The sequence below is a fragment of the Candidatus Accumulibacter phosphatis genome (assembly GCF_000024165.1).
GTDB lineage: Bacteria > Pseudomonadota > Gammaproteobacteria > Burkholderiales > Rhodocyclaceae > Accumulibacter > Accumulibacter phosphatis.
The window spans coordinates 1,753,649-1,776,856 of record NC_013194.1 but is presented as its reverse complement, the minus strand read 5'-3'; the positions used below and the strand labels follow the sequence as shown (position 1 = coordinate 1,776,856).

Below are 23,208 nucleotides of genomic sequence, written 5' to 3'. Positions count from 1 at the left end.
GCACCAAAGCGACACGATGAGGCCAGGGCATGACGACGCCGACGACGAAGATCCTGGACTTTCTGGTGCTGACCTTCGGGCTCAGCACCCCGCTCTGCTACCTCATCGCCACGGCCGAGTCGATCCACAGCTATTCGGCCTGGTTGATGTGGACGCCCGGCATCGCGGCGCTGCTGACCAAGCTGCTCTTCACCCGCAGCGTTGCCAGCCTGGGCTGGCGCCTGCGTTGCCGCACTAACCCCCACCTACCCTGACCAGAGTGCCCTCATGAATGCTGTCCTCGATTCCAACCCCAGCCTGTTGCAACGCGTTTTGCACTTCGCGCCCGTCCGCCTCTACCTGCTGTACTTGATCCTGCCTTACCTGTACCTCGCAGGCTATTTCTACCGGCAGGACTTCGCGAAGGGCACTTGGGAGGGACTGTGGGCGACCATCCTCTCGGGCATTGCGATGCTCAGCATGTACGGCGTCGTGGTCCATTTTTCCGAACGCCGGCAGGTCACGGAGCTAGCCCTGAGGCCGGCGGCGCGGGAACTGGGACTTGGCCTGCTGCTGGGTTTCGGGCTTTACACCTTGTGCATGGTGGTGCTGATGCTCACGGGCAGCTATCGCATCCTCGGGGTGAACGACTGGCACGTGTTGATCAGCGGCCTGTCCATCGCCCTGGCCACCGGCGTGTTCGAGGAACTCCTGTTCCGCGCCGGCGTGTTCCGTCTTGCCGAGGAGTGGTTCGGCACCTGGTGGGCGCTGGTCATTTCGTCGGTGGTGTTCGGCTTCACGCACCTGGAAAACGACGCCGCCAGCCTCCAAGGCATCATCTCGATCTCGGTCTGGGCCGGCGCCCTGCTGGTGGGTTGCTACCTGCTCACCCGCCGCATGTGGCTGGGCATAGGCCTACACGCCGCCTGGAACTACACGCAGGGCTCGGTGTACTCGGGCATCGTCTCGGGCAATGCGCCGCCGAACGGCTTCTTCAAAGCGACCCTGCAAGGCCCGGACTGGCTTACCGGCGGCAGCTTCGGCGTGGAAGGGTCGGCCGTGCCCTTCGTGCTGTGCGGCATCGTGGCCATCTGGATCATCGTCGCTGCGAAGCGCCGTGGCCACATCCTGCCGCCGCTTTGGAAACGCAAGGGCTGAGCAAAAGCGGCGCCGGAACCGCAGGGCCGGCACCGGCGAAGCTTCCACCGGCCCCGGGCTCGGGCCGGCCTCAGGGCGACTTTTCGTAGAATCCGCGCACATCGGCGGCCATTTCGGCCCGGCTCTTCTTGCGCAGATAGAACATGTGGCCGCCCGGGTAGGTGCCGAAGAAGAGCCGCTTGCGCGTGTCCGCCCCGCGCACCGTCTGTTCCAGCACGTAGCGCGACATCAGGTAGTTGGCGTTCAGGTCGTGGTAGCCATGCAGCACCAGCGCCTTCAGGTCGTGGTTCTGCGCGAGCGCGATCGCCAGGTCATCGGGGCCACCCAGCTTCGCGCTGCGGTCCCAGCCCATGTTGACCGGGAGATTGAGCGGGATGTAGGGCCGGTCGCTGACATAGCCAAGATCCTTGCGCACATAGTCCGTGAAAGGCGCCAGGAGCACGCCGGACAGGATGTTGAGCGAACGGTCGAAGGCGCCGAGTTCGTCCTTCTTCTCGGGCGTGGGGTTGTCGCTGGCCTGGGTGCCGTCGTAGGTGTCGATCACCTGCCCCTTCTTGCCGAGCAGGTTGGCGGCGAAGACGACCTCGGAAATCCGGCCGCGATGGTTCGCGACGAGCGCCGGCTCGATCCCGATCAGGCCGCCGACCTTGGCATAGAACGCAGCCTGCTCCGCAGGACTTGCCCGGCCCTGTGTCGCGAGCCCGGCCAGGTAGGCGGTCATCGCATAGTCTTCGACCGCCTTGATGGCCGCCGGCTCGTTCTTGATCGTGCTCAGCCCGTGGTGGGCGGCGATCGCCGCCTGCGAGGGCAGCAGCGTCATCGGCGCCACCAGGGAATAGTGCGGATCGGAGAGTTCGAGATAGAACGCCGGCGACAGCATGACTGCCCAGTTCAGATTGATGGCGTATTGCTCGGCCAGGATGCGCGACAGCGCCGCGACCCGCTGCCCGCCATAGCTTTCCCCCGCGATGGCCTTCGGCGAGCCCCAACGCTTGTTGACCGTCAGCCACTGGCGGATGAAGCCAGCGATGGCGTCGAGGTCGCCGGCGACCCCGTGGTAGGGCTTGCCGTCGCGTGGTTTGCCGTCGGGCCCGGGCAGCATGCGGCTGTAGCCGGTGTCGACCGGGTCGATGAAGACGAGGTCGGTGAAGCGGATCCAGCTGTCGGGGTTCTCTTCCAGACGCGCCGGGACCGCGGGAAAGCTGCCGTCCCCGGCGGTCACGATCGTCTTCGGACCGATCGCGGCGAGGTGCAGGTAGATGCTGGCGGCGCCGGGGCCGCCATTGAAGGCAAAGGTCACCGGTCGCTTGGCGGGATCCGCGCCCTTGAGCGTGTAGGCGACGTGGAAGATCTCGGCATCGGGACGCTCGGGGTCCGTCCCGATCTTGAGCATCCCGGCCGAGGCCTTGTAGTCCGGCAGCTTCTGCGCCACTGCGCTCTGCGGGCCCGCAAGCAATGCGACAAGCCCGAGTGCAAGCACCTGAAGCGCCTGCCGTCCGATGGTCAAGAGTGTCATGCCACAAACTCCATTCGTTAGTGATGGCCATCTCTGGCCAAGGAAGGTGCAGGGCGAGTTGGCGGAGCGTAACCCGCCTGAACCGCGCCAAACTGGCGGGTTACGGACCAAGGCCCTGGGATGCCCAACGTTTTTTCAAAAAACCTGTCGCGAAACTGCACTACTCCTACTCAATCGTCGTGCGTGCTTGGCTACGGCGTGCGAGTCCATACGCTTTCTTTTTCAAGCTCGAACATGACCACCCATGAGCGCATCGTACCAAGCCCCAGGTTGCCATCGAAGATCAGCCGGCTGCTCTCAACGAGCGTTTGAACCGGCGCACCACCGTCGACGCGCAGCTCGAACCGTGCACCAGAGGCGCTCACAGGGGTCGCGAGGCCGACCATCGCGGCAACTGGTTCGTTGAGAATGAAAGCGCTGCTGCTGCCGGTATCGACCTCAAGCCAGACGTCGGTGTCGCGGTGACGACTCGCAACGAAGGCCACGAGCGACAGGCCGGTGACCGAGCGTTCAAAGCGGGTGCGCACGCTTCGCGCATCCCGTGGAGGACTGTCGTCGACCACCAGGCGACGGCCGGGAGGGTCCAAAGTGAGGATGTCGCCGTCAAAGGTCGACAGCGAGATCAGGCCGTCGAGGCGTGGCCAGTCCGGCGGCAGCAGCTTGTTGATGTCGAGCACCATGACCGTATGCGGCCGCGACACCCAACCGGCGACGCTCACTGTTGCCCCCTCACATCGTGGCGCGTCGATGCGCTCACCCGACATGCGGAAGCCCGTGAGCGTGACGGCGGCGGCGAAAAGGACGCAAAAAGACGGGGAACAGTCCCCGTTCCAATCTGCCGAGCCAGTGGGCGACTTCGGATTCCGCGCTCTTGCTCATGCCGCCTCTTGCTGCCGAAATCAACCCCGCGAGCCGGAAACGGCCGATGGAGCCAGGTTGACCTCGTCCGGGAGCGTCATCGGGCGCACGCCCTTGACCGCGCGGATAGCGAACTTCGGGTCGCGCTTCTGCAGTTCAGCGAAGAAACCAGGAAAGTGCGCCGCGCCATAGGTGATGTAGATCTTGTCGGACTTCGATTCGTCGACGAAGCGGGCGAGCGCCCTGTTTCGGAAGTCGACGATGATGCGGTTGGACGGATCCTTCTCTTCGCCGAGCGCGCCGGAGACGGCCATGCCGAGCACGCCGCGGCAGACGATGCCGGCGAGCTTCTTCTGCTCGGGGGTGGCCCCTTCCACGATGCCGAGGAAGAGCGCGAACGGATCGCCGCCGGGATCGGACGTCGCCTGCTTGGCCTTGGCTGCCTTGGCCGCCATGCCAGCGGCGAAGGCTGGGTCTTCGCGCAGCAGGCGGTCGTACTCGGTCTTCATCTCGAGGAAGTTCGTGTCGGCGGTGATGTGCCGCGACGGGTGGATCGCCATGTCGGCCTTGATGGGGTCGAAGTAGTTCAGCTGGAAGCTCAGGCCGCATTGCTCGGCCATCTTCTTGTAGCCGGCGCTGAGGTCCTGCTTGCTGCCCCGCAGGGTCTGGTTGAACCAGTCGGTTAGGTCGGGCCGCCCGTCCACGGGCGTCACGCCCTCGTAGAACAGCGTGTAGCCATCCGCGAGCGCCTGCTCCAGGTCGAAGACCACCGACTTGTAGAAATCCTCCGAGCCGATGTGCTGCATGCCCTGGAAGACCACCGTCTTCTGGCCGTTGGACAGCGTGGCCAGCGGCACCGCGGTCGGCCCGCTCTGAACCCAGAAGGCCAGGTAGAACACCGGCAGCGAGGCCAGCCCCAGCATGCCCAGCGCGCCGGCGAGCGCGAAGGCGCCGAAGGACCGGCCAGGCGAGTAGGCCGGGTCGCGCCGCTTGGCCAGCCAGCGCAGGAGGAACAGAATCGCGCCCAGTGCGACGCCCGCGGCGACGACCATGCTGACGATCCATAGCGGCAGCTTGCCCACCACCAGCAGGCCGGCCAGTGCGAACAGGATCAGCGCCAGCCAGAACGCGCCATTCAGACGCGCTGACCAGTTGCTGGTGCTGGATGTGGTTGTGGTCGACTTGGTTGTGGTCATCGTGTTACTTCGCCTTGCATTGCAGTTCGTCGGTCTTGCCGGTATTGGTGTTCAGCCAGCTCACCTTCAGCTCGTTGCCCTGATGCACGAGGCTGACATTCTGGCCTTCGTACTTCCCATCGCTCACAGAGCCGACGAGCCACATCGTCACGGTACGATCGCCGCGCTCCAGTCGAATCGTGGCCGGGTCGGTGGCGAAGAAGTTTGCCACCACCTCGTTGGCGGGGTTGTTCTGGCAGGCATGGAAGACCGTCTTCGGCGGCACCAGTTGCCAGACCGCTTGCAATTCCGAGGTGCGGAGCCGGTACTGGGCATCGACGCACCCCTTGACCGTGTCGACGGTCCAGGTCGCCGTAATCCAGGTCTTGTCCTGCGCCTTCCAGCAGTCGTTGCGGCCCTTGACCCAGCCGCGCTGCTCCTCGCGCAGCCGCGTCGCAAGCTTGCCCTTGGCCTTCGCCGCGGCCGCCTTGTAGGCCTCGTCGAGCTTGCGGTCGAGAGCCGCCAGTGATGCATCGCTGCAGATCAGCGTTTCAACCTCGCCCGTTGCTTTCGCGCAGTTGAAGGTCGGTCCCTGCGCAAGCACAGCCATTGGCAAGCCCAGCGCGCAGGCGATGAAAGACGGAACAACCGGCACGCGCTTCTTCATTGGTTCTCCTCACTAACCATTCGAGCAGTCGTTGGCTGACCTGTCCAAACTGGACGACAAAAATATCCGCTGCCCCGGGTCGCGGTAGACCACGGTTTCCGAGCCGCCGGCGCGGACCTTGCTGCAGTCGAACGCGGGCGTGTTCGCTCCGGAGACGCTGCCGGCGCGGATCAGCCTGCCGATGTAGCCGCACCATGCCTCTTCCGCGCACGGCGGCACTGTCGCGTTGCCGCGCAGGCCGAGCTTGAACTCGACGACGGGCATCGCTCTGATGGCGGGTCTAGCGGCTGCCGGCGTGGCGATAGCTGTACCTGCCATCGTAAATATTGCCGGCACGGTCGAAGGCACAGGAGAATGCCAGGTGACGATCGCCGCCGTCGCTGAAAGCAACGCTGCCGTCGCCGCTGAGCGTCCGGCCGTTCAGACTGGGATGCTCGAGTTCCAGGCTCTGCACATCGCCGTGATCGTTGTTCAGATGGGCGGTGAGGACGCGCTTGCATTCCGTTTTCAGAAAGCGCATGTCTTCGAAAGGGGTTCCCTTGCCGGAATTGTATTCAGCGCGCTTTTCGTCGTGTTCGCCGTCCTTGCTCTTGCTGGAAGCCAGGATGGCGATCAGCGCGGCGGCACCGGCGATGCCCGCACCGATTGCCAGGGCCTTGTTGCGGCTCTTTTTCTTGTCGTCGCGGTCGCTGCTTCCGGAATTGACGTTCCAGTTCACCACTTCGCGATCCTCGACACGGCAGTCGAAGCGGTACTCGCGACCATCGCGGTCATTGACCAGTCCGCTGACGTTGTAGGATCTGTAACCCGTTTCGTCGCTGCGGACGTCGTGCGGATTCGAATAGACCGAACCCCAGTGCACCACCTTGCCCAGGCAGTCGCTGCGGGCACTGGAGTCGTTGTAGGCAAAGGCGGACGATGTGGAGAGAAGGGCGGCAAAGGCAAGGACGAGAGTGAATTTGATGTTGCCAGACATGCTCGGGCTCCTGATGTATCGGGGAAGCATCTTCCTCCGCTCCCGATGGGTCAATGAAAACACTCACACGGAAAGAGTTTCCGCGGAAGGTCACCTTCCTCACTGCTGCGAAGCGCTCCGCGCGGTCGGCGCCGATCGGACTCGCGAGCGCGACTGACGACATTGCCAGGGATCGCCAGACAGCAGGCGCTCATCAGAAAACAGCGTCAGCTCGCTCAAGTCTGCCGCCACATTTGTCTGAGGTTGCGTCAGCCGCAGTATCGGTCAGCGGCTTTCGACCTTACACTAGCGCCATGACGAAACACTCTTAATCGAAAATTGAAAATCAGGAATCTGCAGGATCTCCGCGTCTTCGTGCTGGCTGCCGACAGCGGGAGCCTCTCGACCGCGGCCCAAATGCTCGGATTGTCTCCTGCGGTAGCCAGTACCAGCCTGAAACGGCTGGAGTCCGATCTGGGCGCGCTATTGCTCGTACGCTCCACGAGGAGCCTGCGTCTGAGTCCGCCGGGAGAACGCCTTTTGCCGGCAGCCCGTTGCGCACTGGCTGGACTGAGTGATGCGCTCGAGGACATTGCCCAGGTGCGCGGCAGCCTGCGCGAGGAGTTGCGCGTATCGATGCCCTCGGACCTTGGAAGGAATCATCTGCTGGCCTGGCTCGACAGCTTCCTGCTTCAACACCCCGACGTCACGCTGCGCACGCATGTTTCCGATCGCCCGGCAGACCTCTACCGGCAACCAGTCGACATTGCCATTCGCTATACGGACATGGCGGATTCGGGGTTGGTCGCGCTGCCCATCCTGTCCGGCAACCGGCGTGTTCTCTGTGCAGCGCCGAACTACCTGGCGCGCCACGGCGTACCGGCCGTTCCGGGGGACCTGTCTCGCCACAACTGCCTGCGATTTCGTCTCGGGAACGCCCTGCACGAGCATTGGCGCTTCAGCCTGGAGGGGAAGGAGATCGTGGTAACCGTAAACGGGAACCGGATCGCTGACGACGGTGATGTCGTGCATCGCTGGGCCCTTGCTGGCCACGGCATTGCCTACAAGTCGGCGCTGGATGTCGGCAAGAGCATAGCGGCCGGCCTTCTGGTGCCGCTCTGTACCGAATGGACGACCGAGGCGGCGCCATTGTCGCTGGTCTGTGCCGATCGTCGCCAGTTGTCGCCGCTGGTCATGCTGTTGCGCGACCACTTGCGGCAGTGCTGCGAGAACCTGATTGAGGGCTTCAAGGCCGCCTGGCCATTCACCCCCGTTCCTTGATTGTTGACGCCTTGATCCAGAGGAATGAGGCGGACGAGAATCAGCCCCGGCCACGATGATGTCGCTACGATGATTGCGGGCTTGCCCGTCGGACGCGGCATGGTCCACTGCCGGTCCATGCGAGCCGCGAGTGTCGGTTGCCCTATGGGCGAAATCGACACTGCATGCGTTCAGGCAAGCTCGGACACTCGCCATGCCCGGCGATGCCCAGCCGTGTCGCGGCAGTTGCCCCGCGCTCTGGCGATGCCGCCGAGTGCAGAGCCATCACGCCACGTTCGTCCTGCAGCCTACTTCCGACAGGCAGCTGGAACCGCTCGCCACGTTTCTAAATGGACGCCATGAGAAGACGCGCTTGTACTCGCCTAAACGCCCTGCACCATCCGTTGGCGGGTAGCAGCGCTACCCGGACGAGGTAGCGTGAAGCGGATTTGAACCGGGATTAAGCCCAAGAAGAACCCGGGGCAGGCCTCAGGTGACTGGCAACCGATTGATTTTGTTATAGTTATTGGAGGCGCGAGCGGGAGTCGAACCCACCTACACGGATTTGCAATCCGGTGCATAACCGCTTTGCTATCGCGCCGCGCCCATCTGATGACAGGAGCGCCGTCAGGTCCGAAGAACACGGAACGTCCGGCAGAAAATCTGGAGCGGGAGAAGAGTCTCGAACTCTCGACCTATACCTTGGCAAGGTATCGCTCTACCAACTGAGCTACTCCCGCGTGAAGCGAGTGCGCATTATAAAGGCCTGCCCATTGCTGTCAACGCATTCTTCCCCGGTCGGGCGCCGCCGGGCACCCCCGATGTCGCCTTTTGCGGCTCCCCGCTAGCGCCGCCGGTCCTCTTCAATCAGGTGCGGCCACGCCATTCGCATGTAATAACCCATCGACCAGAGGGTCAGTACGGCCGCCACGTAGATCAGCCAGGTGCCGGCCTGAAAGACGTCGAAACCACTGACCGGCGCCTGATAGAGCAGCAGGGGGATGGCTATCATCTGCGCGCTGGTCTTGATCTTGCCGATCATCGATACGGCAACGCTGCGGTGGGCGCCAATCTGGGCCATCCACTCGCGCAGGGCCGAAATCGTAATCTCCCGGCCGATGATGATCGTTGCCAGGATGGCGTCGAGCCGGCCCAGTTGCACCAGGACGATCAGTGCGGCGGCAACCATCAGCTTGTCCGCCACCGGGTCGAGAAAAGCACCGAAAGCCGACGTCTGCTGCCAGCGCCGCGCGAGATAGCCGTCGAGCCAGTCAGTGACCGCTGCCACCACGAAAACCAGCGTCGCGGCGAGGTCACGGCCGACGACCTGGAGCCAGGAGCCGGGAACGTAGTAAACGGCGATCATCAGCGGAATCAGGATGATCCGGAGCCAGGTGAGAAGAATCGGTGTGTTCAGTGGCATCAATGCAAAGACGCGTAAATTTTCTCGGCCAGTTCCCGGCTGATTCCCGGAACTGCTGTCAATTGGTCAACGCCGGCATCCGAAATGCCCTGCAAACCACCAAAACGGGCAATCAATGCCTTGCGCCGTTTGGGTCCAATGCCCACTATCCCTTCCAGCCGGGAAGTTCGCCCTGTCTTGCCGCGGCTGGCGCGATGTCCGGTCACCGCAAAACGGTGCGCCTCGTCGCGAATTTCCTGGATCAGGTGCAGGGCGGGATGTTCAGGGGTCAATTGTAACGGCTCGCGAGCGTCCGCGAAAACCAGCGTCTCCAATCCCGGCTTGCGCGCCTCGCCCTTGGCGACGCCGAGCAGCGGCAGCTGCGACAGGCCGAGGTCGGCGAGCGCGGCGGCGGCGACCTTTACCTGTCCGCTGCCGCCGTCGATCAGGATCAGCGCCGGCGCCACACCGCTGCCGGAAACCAGCTTCTCGTAGCGCCGCTGCACGGCCTGCCGCATCGCCGCGTAATCGTCGCCCGGCTGGACATCACGAATGTTGAAGCGCCGGTACTCTGACTTGCGCATTCCCCCACCCTGGTAGACGACACATGCCGCCACTGTGGCGTCTCCCTGCGTATGGCTGATATCGAAGCATTCGATACGCATCCCCTCCTCGGCTTCGAGACCCAGCGTGCTGCAGAGCGATTCAAGGCGCGCTTCCTGCCGGGACAGCGCAACGCGACGCGTGGTGATCGCCAGCCGGGCGCTCTGCTCGGCCATTTCCACCCAGACGCGTTGCGTGGTCAACCTGGCCTCGCCAAGCCTGATCGGCCGACCGGCCATTTCGCTGAGCCAGCCGGCCACTTCGCCATCCGCGAGGGGCAGATTGACCAGAATACGCGCCGGGATGGGGTGCGCCAGATAATGCTGATAGAGGAAGGCGGCCAAGGCCTCGTGCGGCGACGAATCGGCCGTGTTCGCGGGAAACTGCGGCCGGTCGCCGAGATGTCGGCCGCCACGCACCATCGCCAGGTTCACGCAGATCAGGCCGTCGCCGTCAACAGCGGCGACGATGTCCACATCCGCGTCGGTGCCGCTCTCGACGTATTGCTTCTCCTGCACTTGCCGGAGTGACTGGATCTGGTCGCGATAGACGGCAGCCTGCTCGAAGGCGAGTTTCTCTGCGGCCTCATCCATGGCTGTCGACAAGCGGCCGATCACGTCCTGCTGGCGGCCTTGCAGAAACATCACGGCCATCTGCACGTCCTCGGCATAGCGTTCAGGCTCGATCAGGCCGACGCAGGGGCCCGAGCAACGTTTGATCTGGTGGAGCAGGCACGGCCGCGAGCGGTTGTTGAACACCGGATTCTCGCAAGTGCGCAGGCGAAACATTTTCTGCAGCAGGTGGATGCTGTCACGCACCGCCGACGACGACGGAAACGGACCGAAATAGTCTGCCCGCTTGTCGGTAGCGCCGCGGAAAAACCCCAACCGCGGTGCACTGTCGTGGCTCAGCACGATATAGGGATAGGACTTGTCGTCACGAAACAGTATGTTGTAGCGGGGCGACAGGCTCTTGATGAGATTGTTTTCGAGCAGCAGAGCCTCGGCCTCGGAACGCGTTACTGTCGTCTCGACGCGAGCGATCTGTGCCACCATCAGCGCGATGCGCGGACTGGCATGGTTCTCCCGAAAGTAGGAGGCGACCCGCTTGCGGAGGTTCTTCGCCTTGCCCACGTAGAGCACATTGCCGGCGCGATCGAGCATCCGGTAGACACCCGGCAGTTCGGTCAGCGTGCTCAGCAGGGACTTGGCGTCGAAGGGTTCGTTCATGTGGATGCACGGCAGCCGCCGGCTGACGTAGGATAGTGACTTCGATGTTATCACGCTCACCTGCCCCCGCCCTGCCGCCCGTTGACCCTCTCGCGACCAGCCGACCCGACTGGGATGTGTTCTGCAAGGTAATCGACAACCTTGGCGACATCGGCGTCTGCTGGCGCCTGGCCCGCCAGATGACCGGCGAACACGCGTTGCGTGTGCGTCTGTGGGTGGACAACCTGACCAGTTTCCACCTGCTCTGTCCGGAGGTGAACCCGGCGCTGTCGATCCAGCATCGGCAGGGAATCGAGGTCAGGCGTTGGGACGGCGATTTTCCCCGCGTCGACCCGGCGCGCGTCGTCCTCGAAACCTTCGCCTGCCGGATCCCCGAGTCGTTCGTCGAAGCCATGGCGAAGCAGTCGCCGCCGCCAGTGTGGCTCAACCTCGACTACCTGAGCGCCGAGGACTGGGTAGCCGGCTGGCACGCGCTGCCGTCGCCCTACCCGCAACTGCCGCTGATCAAGTATTTCTTTTTTCCCGGTTTCCGCCACGACACCGGCGGACTGTTGCGCGAAGGCGAGCTGCGGACGCGCAGGCAGAATTTCCTCGCCAGCGCTGACCGGCAGCTGGCCCTGTGGAACGACGTCGGCTTCCCGCCACCGACCGGCGATGCGCTGCTGGTCTCCCTGTTCGCCTACGAGAATCCGGCGATCGGCGACCTGCTGAGCGCCTGGGAAGCGTCGGAGACGCCGGTCTGCTGCGCGGCCCCGCTATCAAGCACACTACCGGCGATGGCGGCGTACGCCGGGCAGGCACTCACGGCTGGCCAGAGCCTCCGACGCGGCGCACTCGAACTGCGTATCCTGCCGTTCCTGCAACAGGACCGCTATGATCAGCTGCTCTGGCTGTGCCGCCTGAACTTCGTCCGCGGCGAGGATTCCTTCGTCCGCGCCCAGTGGGCAGCACGGCCCCTCGTCTGGCAGGCCTACCCGCAGGAAGACGCCACGCACCTGCGCAAGCTCGACGCCTTCCTGACGCTTTACGGCGCCAGCCTGCCGAACACGACAGGCGCTGTGCTACGCGACTTCTGGCAGGCATGGAACAAAGGAAGCCTTGCCGTCACGCACTGGCGCGACCTTGCCGCCAGCCTCGACAGCCTGGACGAACACGCGCACCGCTGGGACGCGGGACTCGCCGAACAGGACGATCTCTGCACCCGGCTGATTCGCTTCAGCCGTTCCAAGTTATAATCGTTCGTTTTTCTCACCCGTTTCCTGGAACGTACTATGAAAACCGCACAAGAGCTTCGCGCAGGCAACGTCTTCATGGTCGGCAACAACCCGATGGTCGTTCTCAAGTCGGAATACGTCAAGTCGGGCCGCAACGCGTCGGTCGTCAAGATGAAGATGAAGAACCTGCTGACCGAGTCGCCCAGCGAGACCGTCTATCGCGCCGACGACAAGTTCGACGTCATCCAGCTCGAGCGCAAGGAAGTCAGCTACTCGTACTTCGCCGATCCCCTCTACGTGTTCATGGACGCCGAATACAACCAGTACGAGATCGAAGCCGACTGCATGAGCGACGCGCTGAACTACCTTGAAGACGGCATGCCCTGCGAGGCCGTTTTTTACAACGGCAAGGCCATCTCCATCGAACTGCCGACCAGCGTGGTCCGCGAAGTGGTCTACACGGAACCTGCGGTCAAGGGCGACACCTCGGGCAAGGTGATGAAGCCGGCCCGGCTGGCGACCGGTTTCGAACTGCCGGTTCCCGCTTTCATCGAGATCGGCGACAAGATCGACATCGACACACGCAGCCACGAGTACCGTTCGCGCGTCAGGTAGCCGTGACAGGTCGGCCGGCGCGTTTGCACGCGCCGCCTCGACAGACAGCGACAGCCGGAGCCGCAGCGGTCTGCCGCGTCCGCCAGCTCACGCCAACAGCCGTTCCGCCCAGGTAACGCCGGTCAGGTAGGCAGGATCCTGCTGCAGCTTTGGCCAGTCGAGTGCGCTGGTGACCGGGCACAGACGTTCGACCCGGAGAGCCCGCTGCGCATCGGCTAGCGGCCGCCAGGTGGCCAACAACTCACCGACCGCCTCCGGCGAGTTGCACACCAGCAGGAGGTCGCAGCCGGCGTTCCATGCCGCCGTGCAACGATCGATGATGCCGCCGGCAACGCCGGCAGCCGCCATCGACAGATCGTCGCTGAAGATCACACCCGCAAAGCCCAGCTCGTCGCGCAGCAGCCGCATCCAGACCGGCGAAAAACCGGCCGGCCGATCGTCTACCTGGCTGTAGATGACGTGCGCCGGCATGACGGCGTCCAGACTCAGCCGACGATAGGGCGCGATGTCCGGAGTCAGCTCGTCCAGCCGACGCTGGTCGATGGGCAGGGCGATGTGCGAGTCGGCCTCGACCCAGCCATGACCGGGAAAATGCTTGCCACAAGCGGCCATGCCGGCGCTGCGCAAGCCCGCGATCAGCGCGCCGGCGAGTTCAGCGACGACTGCTGGATCGCCGTGAAGCGAGCGATCACCGATGACGCTACTGCGCCCCCAGTCGAGGTCGAGAACCGGCGTAAACGACAGGTCGACGCCGCAGGCACGTAATTCGGCCGCCAGCACGTAAGCCACTTGCCGGGCTGCCGTCAGCGCCGCCTGGGGATCGCGGTCCCAGAGTTCACCGAGACGGCGCATCGGCGGCAGACGCGTGAACCCCTCCCGACAGCGTTGCACCCGGCCCCCCTCGTGGTCGATGGCGATCGGCAAGGGCGGCGAACGCAGAGCATGGATCTCTGCCGTCAGCCGCGCGAGCTGCTGTGGCGACTGGTAGTTGCGTGCAAACAGTATCAGGCCGCCAACCAGAGGATGGCCGAGGCGTTCCCGTTCGAGATCGGTCAACTGCACGCCCGCGACGTCGATCATCAGCGGCCCGAGAGGCAGGCTCGCGGTCGTATTCATGTCTGCTCCATGATCACGAAGGCGATGGCGTAGTCCTGCTCATCACTGATCGAGAGGTGGGCGAACAACCCACGCTGCGCGAGATGTACCGCTAGCGGCGTTGCGTACTCGAAAAGCGGCCGGCCCAGCGCATCATGTGCGACACCGATGTTCGGCAGCGTCGCCGGGGCGATCAGGCCGGTACCCAGAGCCTTGCCGAAGGCCTCCTTGGCAGCGAAGCGCTTGGCGAGAAAACGTCCGGGATCGCGTGTGCCGGCGAACTCGGCACACTCGCGCGCCGACAGCAGTCTCGCGACGGCACGCTGGCCGTGTCGCGCATGCAATCCGGTGAGACGCGCGATGGTGACGATATCGGTACCGATGCCGGTAATCATCGCGAACGCTCCTGTGCCTCGCGCAGCAAGCGCTTCATTTCCCGGACCGCCTCCCGCAAACCGACGAAGACGGCCCTGCTGATGATCGCGTGCCCGATGTGCAGTTCCCGGATACCCGCCAGACGCGCCACCGGCTGGACGTTGAAGTAGTTCAACGCATGCCCGGCGTTGAAGCGCATGCCGAGCTGGCGTATGGTCTCGCCGGCGCGGCGAATCTTGTCGAGCTCGCCGACGACGGCAGGGCTTTCGGCATCCCGCCCCTGATGGTAGAAAGCATGGGCATAGGGGCCGGTATGTAGCTCGCACACACGTGCGCCGATGCGCGCAGCCGCTTCCACCTGCGCCGGATCGGCATCGATGAAGACGCTGGTGACGATCCCGGCATCGGCCAGGCGCTGGACCGCTGCACGCAGCCGCTCTTCCTGGGCCAGAATGTCGAGGCCGCCTTCAGTGGTCACTTCGTGCCGGCCTTCGGGTACCAGCATCGCCATTTGCGGTTTGATCCGGCAGGCGATGGCAAGCATCTCGTCGGTCGCCGCCATTTCGAGATTGAGCTTGATCTGCGCCAGCTCGCGCAGTTTCTCGACGTCGGCGTCCTGAATGTGGCGCCGGTCCTCACGCAGGTGGATGGTGATTCCGTCAGCACCGCCCAGGTGCGCTTCAACCGCCGCCCAGACCGGGTCAGGCTCGTAGGTGCAGCGCGCCTGCCGGATCGTCGCCACATGGTCGATGTTAACGCCAAGTTCGATCATGACTCCCGTAACTCCCTGAAAATCCTGCGGCTGGCGAGACTCCTGCCGCCGGTATAGTGGCCGATCAATGTCCGCATCAACTGCTTGGCTTCGCTCAGCGAGCGCGGATCGGAAAAGTCCTCCCGCGCCAGGTCGATCAGCGTCCTGCCGCTGACCGAGAGCGCCGAGCCGCCGGGTCGCTGCAGCCGCACCGGGCCACGCTCGATCTCATAGGCGTAGTCGCCGTCGGCCTCGACTGCGACACCCTCGGCATCGGTCTCGAGCAGCAGGCCGTAACCCAGCTCCTGCAGCAAGGCCCGTTCGAAGCAGCGCAAGTCGGCCTCCTGCGCGCCGTCGGCGAAGCGGCGCAGCGTTTCGGCATAGACGGCGAACAGTCGCGCATGCGCATCTTCGCGCGGCAGCAGGTTCATCAGCAGTTCATTGAGGTAGTAGCCACAGAACAAGGACTTTCCCGCCAGCAGCGGCTGACCGCCCTGCCACTCGGCTTTCATCAGGGTTTGCACCTCACCTCTGCCGGCCCAAGCGAGTTCCAAGGGCTGGAAGGCGAGCAGAACGCCACGCAGCACCGATCGCGGCCGCCGTGCGCCACGTGCGAGCAGCGCAACGCGACCAAAGTCACGCGAGAAAACATCAATGATCAGGCTGGTTTCACTGTAAGGGTAAGCGTGCAGTACGAAAGCCGGCTGAGCATCTACCTTGTGCCGCTGATTCACGTGCCGACTCGCTCGTCAGCCATCACCGAGAACCCCGGCTACTCGTAGCCAAGGCTCTTGAGCAGTCGCTCATCGTCGGCCCAACCCGACTTGACCTTGACGAAAACCTCGAGAAAGACCGGGCCACCAAACATGCGCTCCATGTCCTGGCGCGCCTCGGAAGCGATCCGTTTGACCGTCTCGCCGCCACTACCGATGATGATCGCCTTGTGCCCCTCGCGATCGACGACAATCGCCGCGCTGATCCGGCGCAACTCGCCATCGACGACGAACTTTTCCACTTCGACGGTCGCGGCATAAGGCAACTCATCGCCGATCAGGCGAAACAGCTTTTCGCGAATGTACTCGGCGGCCAGGAACCTCTCGCTGCGGTCGGTGATCTCGTCCTCGCCGAACAGAAACTCGTTGTTCGGTAGATGCTTGCGAGTTTCTGCCAGCAGTTCATCGAGTTGCGCACCACGCGTGGCGCTGACCGGCACGATGGCCGCAAAATCACCTTCTCGCGCCAGATCGGCGAGAAACGGCAGCAGCCGCGCCTTGTCCTTCAACTGATCGATCTTGTTGACGACGATGATCAGCGGACAGTCCGAGGGGACAAGCTGGCGTACCGCCCGGTCGCGCTCGTCAAACCGACCAGCCTCGACGACGAACAGTACGACATCGACTTCGGCCAGTGCCTGCCGGACGCCACGATTCATCACCTGATTCAGGGCATTGCCGTACCGGGTCTGAAAACCGGGTGTGTCGACGAAGACGTACTGCGTGTCCGCTCGCGTCAGGATACCGATGATCCGGTGGCGGGTCGTTTGCGCGCGCCGCGAGACGATACTGAGCTTTTCGCCGATCAGCGCATTGAGCAAGGTCGACTTGCCGACATTCGGGCGGCCGATGATGGCAATCTGTCCGGACCGAATCTCGCTCATGGGCTGCCCAGGGTGTCCAGCGCACGCTCTGCCGCGATCTGCTCGGCCGCTCGGCGGTTGCTGCCGCTGCCCTCGGTGCGGATGCGCAGGGCGTCGATCACACAGGTGACGGTGAAGTGCTGGGCGTGCGCCTCGCCCTCCGCGCCGGTCAAGGCGTACTGCGGCAAGGCAAGCCGCCGGCCCTGCAGATACTCCTGCAAGCGTGTCTTGGCGTCCTTGGTGCCCTGTCCGGGAATCAGCTGCTTCAGCATCGACTCATACAGGCGATTGATGACTTCGCCGGCCGCTTCAAAACCGGCGTCGAGCCAAAGAGCACCGAACAGCGCTTCCAGGCCATCGGCAAGGATCGACGGTCGCTGTTGTCCGCCGCTTTTTTGCTCGCCCTCGCCGAGACGCAGAAAGTCACCGAGCGAGAGCGCCAAAGCCTGCTGGTGCAGGCCGTCCTGGCGCACCAGTTGTGCCCGCAGGCGTGAGAGGTCGCCTTCAGGAAGGGTCGGAAAGCGCTCGAACAGGGAGCGCGCGATAACGGCGTTGAGAATGGCATCACCGAGAAACTCGAGTCGCTCATTGTGCGGCGAACTGTAGCTGCGGTGCGTCAGGGCTGTCTGGAGGAGCGCACGATCGCGAAACGTATAACCGAGCCCCCGCTCGAGTCGAGAGTCGATCATTGGCCCAGATTGCGCCCCGACGATGAACCGTGAAAGTCGATCAGCAGACTGACATTGGCGATCAGCGGAATACGCTTCTCGTAGGCGAAGGCCACGACGATCTGATTCTCTTCCTTGAAGACGTCCAGGTCCGCGGGTCCGATGGTCTTGACATGCTCCACCTCGGCGTACTTGCCGAAGGCCTGGCGAATCTCCGGAACCGTCTTGCCACTCGACTCGCTGGCGACTGCTTTGACCGCCTGTCTGATCTTGTAGTATTCGGTGACCTCGGGAAGGATCCGGATGACGATGATGGACACCAGGGCAATCACCACGCCCCAGAGCAGCAAGGCGGAAAGCGCCAAACCACGCTGACGATTCATGACCAGCACTCCTTACCTGAACGAGCCAATCCGTTTGAAATCACTGAAGTTCAACCAGATGAAAAAAGCCCTGCCGACGATATTCTGTTCCGGAACGAAGCCCCAGAAGCGACTGTCGCGGCTATTGTCGCGATTATCGCCCATCACGAAGTAGTGCCCCGGTGGGACGGTGCAAGTCACCCCCACACTATTGTAGGAACAATTCTGGCGATTGGGAAACTGCACGGGACCGGGAACGAAGGGGGGTGCATCCTCGTCATTGAGCGTCCGATGCTCGGTTTCACCCAGCTTTTCGGTATATTGCCGCGAATAGTACAGGCGCTCCGGGTGCAGGTAATCGTCGACTTTCGTTGTCGGTACCGGCTCGCCATTGATCGTCAGCTTCTTGTTCTGGTAGGCGATCCGATCACCCGGCACGCCGACCACCCGCTTGATATAGTCGAGGGAAGGATCCTCGGGATAACGGAAGACCATCACGTCGCCACGTTGCGGACTATTGACGTCGATGATTTTCCAGTTGGCGACCGGCAGGCGAATGCCGTAGGTGTATTTGTTCACCAGGATGAAGTCGCCGACCTGCAAGGTCGGAATCATCGATCCCGAGGGAATCTTGAACGGCTCGACAAGAAACGAACGGAGCAGGAAGACTACCAGAATGACCGGGAAGAAGCTGGCCCCGTACTCGACCCACCACGGGTCCTTGGCGTCAGCCGGACGGCGCTTGCGGAGGACGAAGGCGTCCGCCGCCCAGATGGCACCGCTGATCAGCAACAGGATCAGCAGGATCAGTGCAAAGTTCACTCGTTCACTCCTCTACTTGCCGACCCGCAGCACGGCAAGGAACGCCTCTTGTGGAATCTCCACCGAACCGACCTGCTTCATGCGTTTCTTGCCTGCCTTCTGTTTCTCGAGCAGTTTCTTCTTGCGCGTGATGTCGCCGCCGTAGCACTTGGCCAGCACGTCCTTGCGCATCGCCTTGACGTTCTCGCGGGCGATGATGTTGGCACCGATGGCAGCCTGAATGGCAACATCGTACATCTGACGCGGAATCAGCTCGCGCATCTTGGCGGCCAGTTCGCGGCCACGATAGATCGAGTTCGCGCGATGCAGAATGACCGACAGGGCATCAACCCTCTCGCCGTTGATCAGAATGTCGAGCTTCACGACATCGGCCGCGCGATACTCCTTGAAGTCGTAATCGAGCGACGCGTAGCCGCGCGAGACGGACTTCAGACGGTCGAAAAAGTCCATCACCACTTCGGCCATCGGCATTTCGTAGACCAGTTGCACCTGGCGACCATGATAGGTCATGTCTACCTGATTGCCGCGCTTCTGATTGCACAGCGTGATCACGTTGCCGAGGTAGTCCTGTGGCACGAACACCGTGATGGTGATGATCGGCTCGCGAATCTCCTCGATCTTCGACAGTTCGGGGAGCTTGGCCGGGTTTTCGACGTTGATCAGGCTGCCGTCACGCAGCACTACTTCGTAGACGACGGTCGGCGCCGTGGTGATCAGGTCCTGGTCGAACTCGCGCTCGAGACGCTCCTGGACGATCTCCATATGCAACAGGCCGAGAAACCCGCAGCGAAAGCCGAAACCGAGCGCCTGCGAAACCTCGGGCTCGTAGCGCAGCGACGCATCGTTCAGCTTGAGTTTCTCGAGCGACTCGCGCAGGGAATCGTACTGGTTCGACTCGACCGGATAGAGTCCGGCGAAGACCTGCGACTTGATTTCCTTGAACCCCGGCAAGGCCTCGCTGGCCGGCCGGTCCAGCAAGGTCAGCGTATCGCCGACCTTGGCCGCCTGCAGTTCCTTGATTCCCGAGATCACGTAACCGACCTCGCCAGCGCGCAGGGCGTCACGCGGCACCGCCTTGGGGGTGAACACGCCGACCTGTTCGCAGAGGTGGGTAGACCCCGAGGCCATCAGGCGAATCCTGTCCTTGGGGCGCAGCGTGCCGTCAAAGACCCGCACCAGCATGACCACACCCACGTAGTTGTCGAACCAGGCATCCACCAGCAGCGCCTTGAGCGGCGCATCCTGATTGCCCTTGGGCGGGGGGATCCGCTCGATGATCGCTTCGAGGATGTCTTCGACCCCGACGCCGGTCTTCGCCGACGCCAGAACTGCCTCGGACGCATCGATGCCGATCACGTCTTCGATCTCCTGGCGCGCGTTGTCCGGCATTGCCGAGGGAAGATCGATCTTGTTCAGGACGGGTAGAACGTCGACGCCCAGTTCGATGGCCGTATAGCAATTGGCTACGGTCTGGGCTTCAACGCCCTGCGACGCATCGACCACCAGCAAGGCCCCCTCGCAGGCGGACAGCGAACGCGACACCTCGTAAGAGAAATCGACGTGTCCCGGCGTGTCGATCAGGTTCAGGTTGTAGGTCTCGCCGCTACGCGCCCGGTATTGCAGTGCCGCGGTCTGCGCCTTGATGGTGATGCCGCGCTCGCGCTCGATATCCATCGAGTCCAGCACCTGCGCCTCCATCTCGCGATCGGAAAGGCCGCCGCAAAGATGGATGATGCGGTCGGCAAGTGTCGACTTGCCGTGATCGATATGCGCGATGATGGAAAAATTGCGGATGTGTTGCATGGGCATCGTGTGGGCTCTGTTGCGACCGCGCAGCCGCTGAAAAAAAGGGTGCCGGCGGCGGGCACCCTTGGTCGAACTGCCTGAAGGCGCGGATTCTAGCGGATTTCGCCCAAATAATCACGGACTTTGCGGTCGTCGAGGAAGTAATGGCAGAGTTCCTCGCCATCATGCAGCAGCACGGGTACGAGTTCATCGTACAAGGCCTCAAGCGTCGGATCGGCGTCCACATCGAGCACCTCGAGGTCGATGTCGAACTCAGCCAGCAACGGCCGCAGCGCCACCTCCATCTCCTGGCAGAGATGACAGTAGCTGCGCGAAACGAGCGTCAATATCGGTGACTGACTCACTCGGCGCGCCGGTCGGGCAGGCCTTTCACGGTGACGAAGGTCTGTACGTCGCCACGGCGAACGAGCAGCGTCACGTTGGCGGCCTTGTCGAACTGCGCCAGGAGGCTGTTGAACTGCTGAACGCTACGTATCTCCGTGCTCTCGCCACGCGCAAAGAGCGCCAGGATCACGTCGCCCGGCCGCAGATCAGCGCGTGCCGAATTGCTGCGCACTTCCTGAATGACCAGGCCGCCATTGACCTTGAGCTCGCGTTTCTGCTCTGCAGTGAGTTCGGACACCACCAGGCCAAGCCGATTGGCCACCTTTTCGACCGGCTTCGCAGCGCGACTGCTACCGGCGGCAAGCTTCTCGTCCGGGATTTCGGCGACGACCAGCGCCAGATCCTTGGTTGTCCCTTTTCGCCACACCTGGACCGTCACCCGGGCTCCCGGTCGGGTGGCTCCGACCATACGTGGCAAGTCGCCGGAACCGGTGATCGCCTTGCCGTCGAACTTCAGGATCACATCACCCGGCTCGATGCCCGCCTTCTCGGCCGGCCCGCCCTTCTCGACGGCATTCACCACCGCCCCCTGCGCCTTGCTCAGACCAAAAGACTCGGCCAGATCCTTGGTCAGATCCTGGATGACGACACCGATCCGACCGCGACTCACCTTGCCGGTCGCACGCAGCTGGGTTTGCACGTCCATCGCCACATCGATCGGAATGGCGAAGGAAATGCCCATGAAGCCACCCGAACGACTGTAGATCTGTGAGTTGATACCGACCACCTCGCCTTTCATATTGAACAGCGGCCCGCCTGAATTGCCGGGGTTGACCGCGACATCGGTCTGGATGAAGGGCACGTAGTTCTCCTGCGGCAGCGAACGTCCCTTAGCGCTGACAATCCCCGCCGTGACACTGTTGTCGAAGCCGAACGGGGAACCGATGGCGATCACCCACTCGCCCACCTTGAGAACGCTCGGGTCGCCCAGGCGAACGGTCGGCAGCGCCGTCGCCTCGATCTTGATCAGGGCTACATCCGTCCGCTTGTCGGCGCCAATGACGCGCGCCTTGAACTCCCGCTTGTCGGTCAGGCGAATCAGAATCTCATCGGCAGACTCGACTACATGGGCATTGGTCAGGATGTAACCGTCGGGACTGACGATGAAACCGGAACCGAGCGAGCGGCTCTCGAATTCGCGCGGCTGGCCGAATCCGGGCACCCCCGGTTGGCGGGGAACAAAACGACGGAAGAACTCGTACATCGGGTCGTTCTCGTCGAACGGCAGGGACTGCGCGCCCCGTCCGTTGCCACGCGCGGACTGTGTCGTGCTGATGTTTACCACCGCCGGCCCCTGTTTCTCGACCAGTTCGGTAAAGTCCGGCAGTCCTCGAGTCTGGGCGTTCGCCAGCAGCGAGAAACAGGTGAAGAAGACGACCGCAAGCAGTTGTTTCATGGCACCGAAAGCCTCCTGAGTGTCTCTGCAATCATGACCAGACCCAAGGCGCAGATCTGTGGGCGCCCGGCGGAAAGTCAAGGCCTGATCGATGGCCGAAAACGCGGGTCGTCGCGCGAGCGCAAGTGCGCTCGCCGCAAGCCCCACCAGCCGCCGAGCAGACCGCCGAGCGACCCGCCGATCGCGCCAATCTCACCAGCCACCGCCGATCCGCCGAGAGCCCCGACGAAGAGTCCCAGTAGCGGCACAGCGTAGGCGTGGAGCGCACTGCTGCCGAGCGACCCGTCCACCACGCCGACGCGCACGCGCTGACCGACGACACAGCGTTCAGGGTTAGCCACCCGAAGAGTCCGCGGCGTGGCGCACAACAGATGGCCCAGGTTGTTGCCGCCACAGCCACCCGATTCCCGACAGCGGCCGCAGCCGCCATCGTCCATGCGTATCGTTGCCTGCCCGTCATCCACGGCGGTGACGGTACCCCACGCGTCATTCATGCCGCGGATCACTCATCGCTACCAGCGGCGGTCAGCCGAGACGTCGAGCAGCGGCCGCAACTTGGCGGCCACGGCCTCGCGTGCACGAAAAATCCGCGAACGCACGGTACCGATCGGACAACTCATTGCTTCGGCGATCTCCTCATAGCTGAGGCCCTCGATCTCGCGCAACAGGATCGCACTACGCAGTTCCTCGGGCAGATCAGCCATCGCCGCATTGATCGTGTCGCCGATCTGTCTGGATTGAAGAATGCTCTCTGGGGTGTTGATATCACGCAACTGACCGGCGTCCTCGAAGCCCTCGGCTTCATCCGCGTCGAATTCGGTCGACGTCGGTGCCCGGCGCCCCTGTGCGACCAAGTAGTTCTTGGCCGTGTTGATGCCGATACGGTACAGCCAGGTATAAAACGCACTGTCCCCACGAAACGACGGTAGCGCCCGATAGGCCTTGATGAACGCCTCCTGCGCGACATCCTCGATCTCTGCCTGATCGCGGATGAAGCGCGACAACAGCCTGCCCAGCTTGCGCTGGTACTTGCCGACCAGTATCTCGAAGGCATGCTTGTCGCCGGCCTGTGCGCGCTCAACCAGTACCTGGTCAATCTCGCGTTCGCTCATAACTCTGTGCTTGTCCTGTCGCAGACGGTATCGTCGGGAGCGGCGAAGTATAACGCAAGCATCAAATTCCCAGCGTAACAGTGCGTAAGCGTCGTCCAGCCGACCACCTCGCCAGAGAGACGCTGGTCACCCCGGCGCAGGCTTATCGCACTGCCATGCGCGTGCTATAG

At 63.2% G+C, this 23,208-nt stretch carries 26 protein-coding genes and 2 tRNA genes; 5 read left to right on the top strand and 23 right to left on the bottom strand.

The features are described 5' to 3' along the window. The first annotated feature begins 29 nt into the window (after positions 1–29). A complete protein-coding gene (locus CAP2UW1_RS07830; protein WP_015766104.1) occupies positions 30–254 on the top strand; it encodes a hypothetical protein in 225 nt (74 codons plus the stop codon). A 13-nt stretch (positions 255–267) separates the two neighbouring features. Then, on the top strand, positions 268–1,137 hold the full coding sequence (locus tag CAP2UW1_RS07825) for a CPBP family intramembrane glutamic endopeptidase (protein WP_015766103.1): 870 nt from the start codon (positions 268–270) through the stop codon (positions 1,135–1,137). Positions 1,138–1,207: 70 nt separating this feature from the next. Here the strand turns inward: CAP2UW1_RS07825 and CAP2UW1_RS07820 are convergent, their stop codons facing one another. The 6 genes from CAP2UW1_RS07820 to CAP2UW1_RS07795 form a co-directional block, all read right to left on the bottom strand. Beyond that, positions 1,208–2,653 (bottom strand): S10 family peptidase, encoded by a 1,446-nt coding sequence (locus tag CAP2UW1_RS07820; protein ID WP_015766102.1) that lies wholly within the window; start codon positions 2,651–2,653, stop codon positions 1,208–1,210. A gap of 191 nt (positions 2,654–2,844) precedes the next feature. Then, positions 2,845–3,333, bottom strand: coding sequence for a hypothetical protein (locus tag CAP2UW1_RS07815; RefSeq protein WP_199931597.1), 489 nt, complete (start codon positions 3,331–3,333; stop codon positions 2,845–2,847). 219 nt (positions 3,334–3,552) lie between these two features. Next, entirely contained in the window at positions 3,553–4,707 is a 1,155-nt protein-coding gene (locus CAP2UW1_RS07810; protein WP_015766100.1) for an NfeD family protein, read from the bottom strand. 4 nt (positions 4,708–4,711) lie between these two features. Further along, positions 4,712–5,353: a lysozyme inhibitor LprI family protein gene (locus tag CAP2UW1_RS07805; RefSeq protein WP_015766099.1), complete on the bottom strand. Its 642-nt coding sequence runs from the start codon at positions 5,351–5,353 to the stop codon at positions 4,712–4,714. 12 nt (positions 5,354–5,365) lie between these two features. Beyond that, positions 5,366–5,617, bottom strand: coding sequence for a hypothetical protein (locus tag CAP2UW1_RS07800; protein ID WP_015766098.1), 252 nt, complete (start codon positions 5,615–5,617; stop codon positions 5,366–5,368). Between the two features lie 16 nt (positions 5,618–5,633). Further along, complete coding sequence (locus tag CAP2UW1_RS07795; protein ID WP_015766097.1) at positions 5,634–6,329, bottom strand: hypothetical protein; 696 nt, start codon at positions 6,327–6,329, stop codon at positions 5,634–5,636. Between the two features lie 318 nt (positions 6,330–6,647). Here CAP2UW1_RS07795 and CAP2UW1_RS07790 point away from each other — a divergent pair, with 318 nt between their 5' ends. Continuing rightward, positions 6,648–7,589: a LysR family transcriptional regulator gene (locus CAP2UW1_RS07790; protein WP_015766096.1), complete on the top strand. Its 942-nt coding sequence runs from the start codon at positions 6,648–6,650 to the stop codon at positions 7,587–7,589. A 506-nt stretch (positions 7,590–8,095) separates the two neighbouring features. Here CAP2UW1_RS07790 and CAP2UW1_RS07785 read toward each other — a convergent pair. The 4 genes from CAP2UW1_RS07785 to uvrC all read right to left on the bottom strand — a co-directional run bounded on the left by CAP2UW1_RS07785 (position 8,096) and on the right by uvrC (position 10,802). Further along, positions 8,096–8,169 (bottom strand) — tRNA-Cys (locus CAP2UW1_RS07785). Positions 8,170–8,232: 63 nt separating this feature from the next. Continuing rightward, positions 8,233–8,308 (bottom strand) — tRNA-Gly (locus CAP2UW1_RS07780). Between the two features lie 104 nt (positions 8,309–8,412). Continuing rightward, complete coding sequence (gene pgsA / locus CAP2UW1_RS07775; protein ID WP_015766095.1) at positions 8,413–8,991, bottom strand: CDP-diacylglycerol--glycerol-3-phosphate 3-phosphatidyltransferase; 579 nt, start codon at positions 8,989–8,991, stop codon at positions 8,413–8,415. Beyond that, a complete protein-coding gene (gene uvrC / locus CAP2UW1_RS07770; RefSeq protein WP_015766094.1) occupies positions 8,991–10,802 on the bottom strand; it encodes an excinuclease ABC subunit UvrC in 1,812 nt (603 codons plus the stop codon). Before uvrC ends, pgsA begins: the two co-directional genes overlap by 1 nt. 44 nt (positions 10,803–10,846) lie before the next feature. Here uvrC and earP point away from each other — a divergent pair, with 44 nt between their 5' ends. Further along, complete coding sequence (gene earP / locus CAP2UW1_RS07765; protein ID WP_015766093.1) at positions 10,847–12,037, top strand: elongation factor P maturation arginine rhamnosyltransferase EarP; 1,191 nt, start codon at positions 10,847–10,849, stop codon at positions 12,035–12,037. A gap of 36 nt (positions 12,038–12,073) precedes the next feature. Continuing rightward, positions 12,074–12,631, top strand: coding sequence for an elongation factor P (gene efp / locus CAP2UW1_RS07760; protein WP_015766092.1), 558 nt, complete (start codon positions 12,074–12,076; stop codon positions 12,629–12,631). Between the two features lie 87 nt (positions 12,632–12,718). Here the strand turns inward: efp and nagZ are convergent, their stop codons facing one another. The 13 genes from nagZ to rpoE all read right to left on the bottom strand — a co-directional run bounded on the left by nagZ (position 12,719) and on the right by rpoE (position 23,038). Next, entirely contained in the window at positions 12,719–13,747 is a 1,029-nt protein-coding gene (gene nagZ / locus CAP2UW1_RS07755; protein ID WP_015766091.1) for a beta-N-acetylhexosaminidase, read from the bottom strand. Then, the gene (gene acpS, locus CAP2UW1_RS07750) at positions 13,744–14,121 is read right to left on the bottom strand and encodes a holo-ACP synthase (RefSeq protein WP_015766090.1); all 378 of its coding nucleotides are present in this window, start codon (positions 14,119–14,121) and stop codon (positions 13,744–13,746) included. Before acpS ends, nagZ begins: the two co-directional genes overlap by 4 nt. Further along, positions 14,118–14,873 (bottom strand): pyridoxine 5'-phosphate synthase, encoded by a 756-nt coding sequence (locus tag CAP2UW1_RS07745; RefSeq protein WP_015766089.1) that lies wholly within the window; start codon positions 14,871–14,873, stop codon positions 14,118–14,120. Before CAP2UW1_RS07745 ends, acpS begins: the two co-directional genes overlap by 4 nt. Beyond that, on the bottom strand, positions 14,870–15,586 hold the full coding sequence (recO, locus tag CAP2UW1_RS07740; RefSeq protein ID WP_015766088.1) for a DNA repair protein RecO: 717 nt from the start codon (positions 15,584–15,586) through the stop codon (positions 14,870–14,872). Before recO ends, CAP2UW1_RS07745 begins: the two co-directional genes overlap by 4 nt. Positions 15,587–15,624: 38 nt before the next feature. Next, positions 15,625–16,509 (bottom strand): GTPase Era, encoded by an 885-nt coding sequence (era, locus tag CAP2UW1_RS07735; protein WP_015766087.1) that lies wholly within the window; start codon positions 16,507–16,509, stop codon positions 15,625–15,627. Further along, positions 16,506–17,177 (bottom strand): ribonuclease III, encoded by a 672-nt coding sequence (rnc, locus tag CAP2UW1_RS07730; RefSeq protein ID WP_015766086.1) that lies wholly within the window; start codon positions 17,175–17,177, stop codon positions 16,506–16,508. The genes era and rnc overlap by 4 nt, the downstream gene beginning before the upstream one ends. Continuing rightward, positions 17,174–17,539 (bottom strand): DUF4845 domain-containing protein, encoded by a 366-nt coding sequence (locus CAP2UW1_RS07725; protein ID WP_015766085.1) that lies wholly within the window; start codon positions 17,537–17,539, stop codon positions 17,174–17,176. The genes rnc and CAP2UW1_RS07725 overlap by 4 nt, the downstream gene beginning before the upstream one ends. Positions 17,540–17,551: 12 nt before the next feature. Beyond that, positions 17,552–18,340 (bottom strand): signal peptidase I, encoded by a 789-nt coding sequence (gene lepB, locus CAP2UW1_RS07720; protein WP_015766084.1) that lies wholly within the window; start codon positions 18,338–18,340, stop codon positions 17,552–17,554. A gap of 12 nt (positions 18,341–18,352) precedes the next feature. Beyond that, positions 18,353–20,143 carry a translation elongation factor 4 gene (gene lepA / locus CAP2UW1_RS07715; RefSeq protein WP_041567755.1) on the bottom strand — a complete coding sequence of 597 codons (1,791 nt, stop codon included), beginning with the start codon at positions 20,141–20,143 and terminating at the stop codon, positions 18,353–18,355. 95 nt (positions 20,144–20,238) lie between these two features. Continuing rightward, the gene (locus CAP2UW1_RS07710; RefSeq protein WP_015766082.1) at positions 20,239–20,490 is read right to left on the bottom strand and encodes a glutaredoxin family protein; all 252 of its coding nucleotides are present in this window, start codon (positions 20,488–20,490) and stop codon (positions 20,239–20,241) included. Beyond that, entirely contained in the window at positions 20,487–21,926 is a 1,440-nt protein-coding gene (locus CAP2UW1_RS07705) for a DegQ family serine endoprotease (RefSeq protein ID WP_015766081.1), read from the bottom strand. Before CAP2UW1_RS07705 ends, CAP2UW1_RS07710 begins: the two co-directional genes overlap by 4 nt. 77 nt (positions 21,927–22,003) lie before the next feature. Then, positions 22,004–22,420 (bottom strand): SoxR reducing system RseC family protein, encoded by a 417-nt coding sequence (locus CAP2UW1_RS23610; RefSeq protein ID WP_015766080.1) that lies wholly within the window; start codon positions 22,418–22,420, stop codon positions 22,004–22,006. A gap of 18 nt (positions 22,421–22,438) precedes the next feature. Then, entirely contained in the window at positions 22,439–23,038 is a 600-nt protein-coding gene (gene rpoE, locus CAP2UW1_RS07695; protein WP_015766079.1) for an RNA polymerase sigma factor RpoE, read from the bottom strand. Positions 23,039–23,208 lie beyond the last annotated feature (170 nt).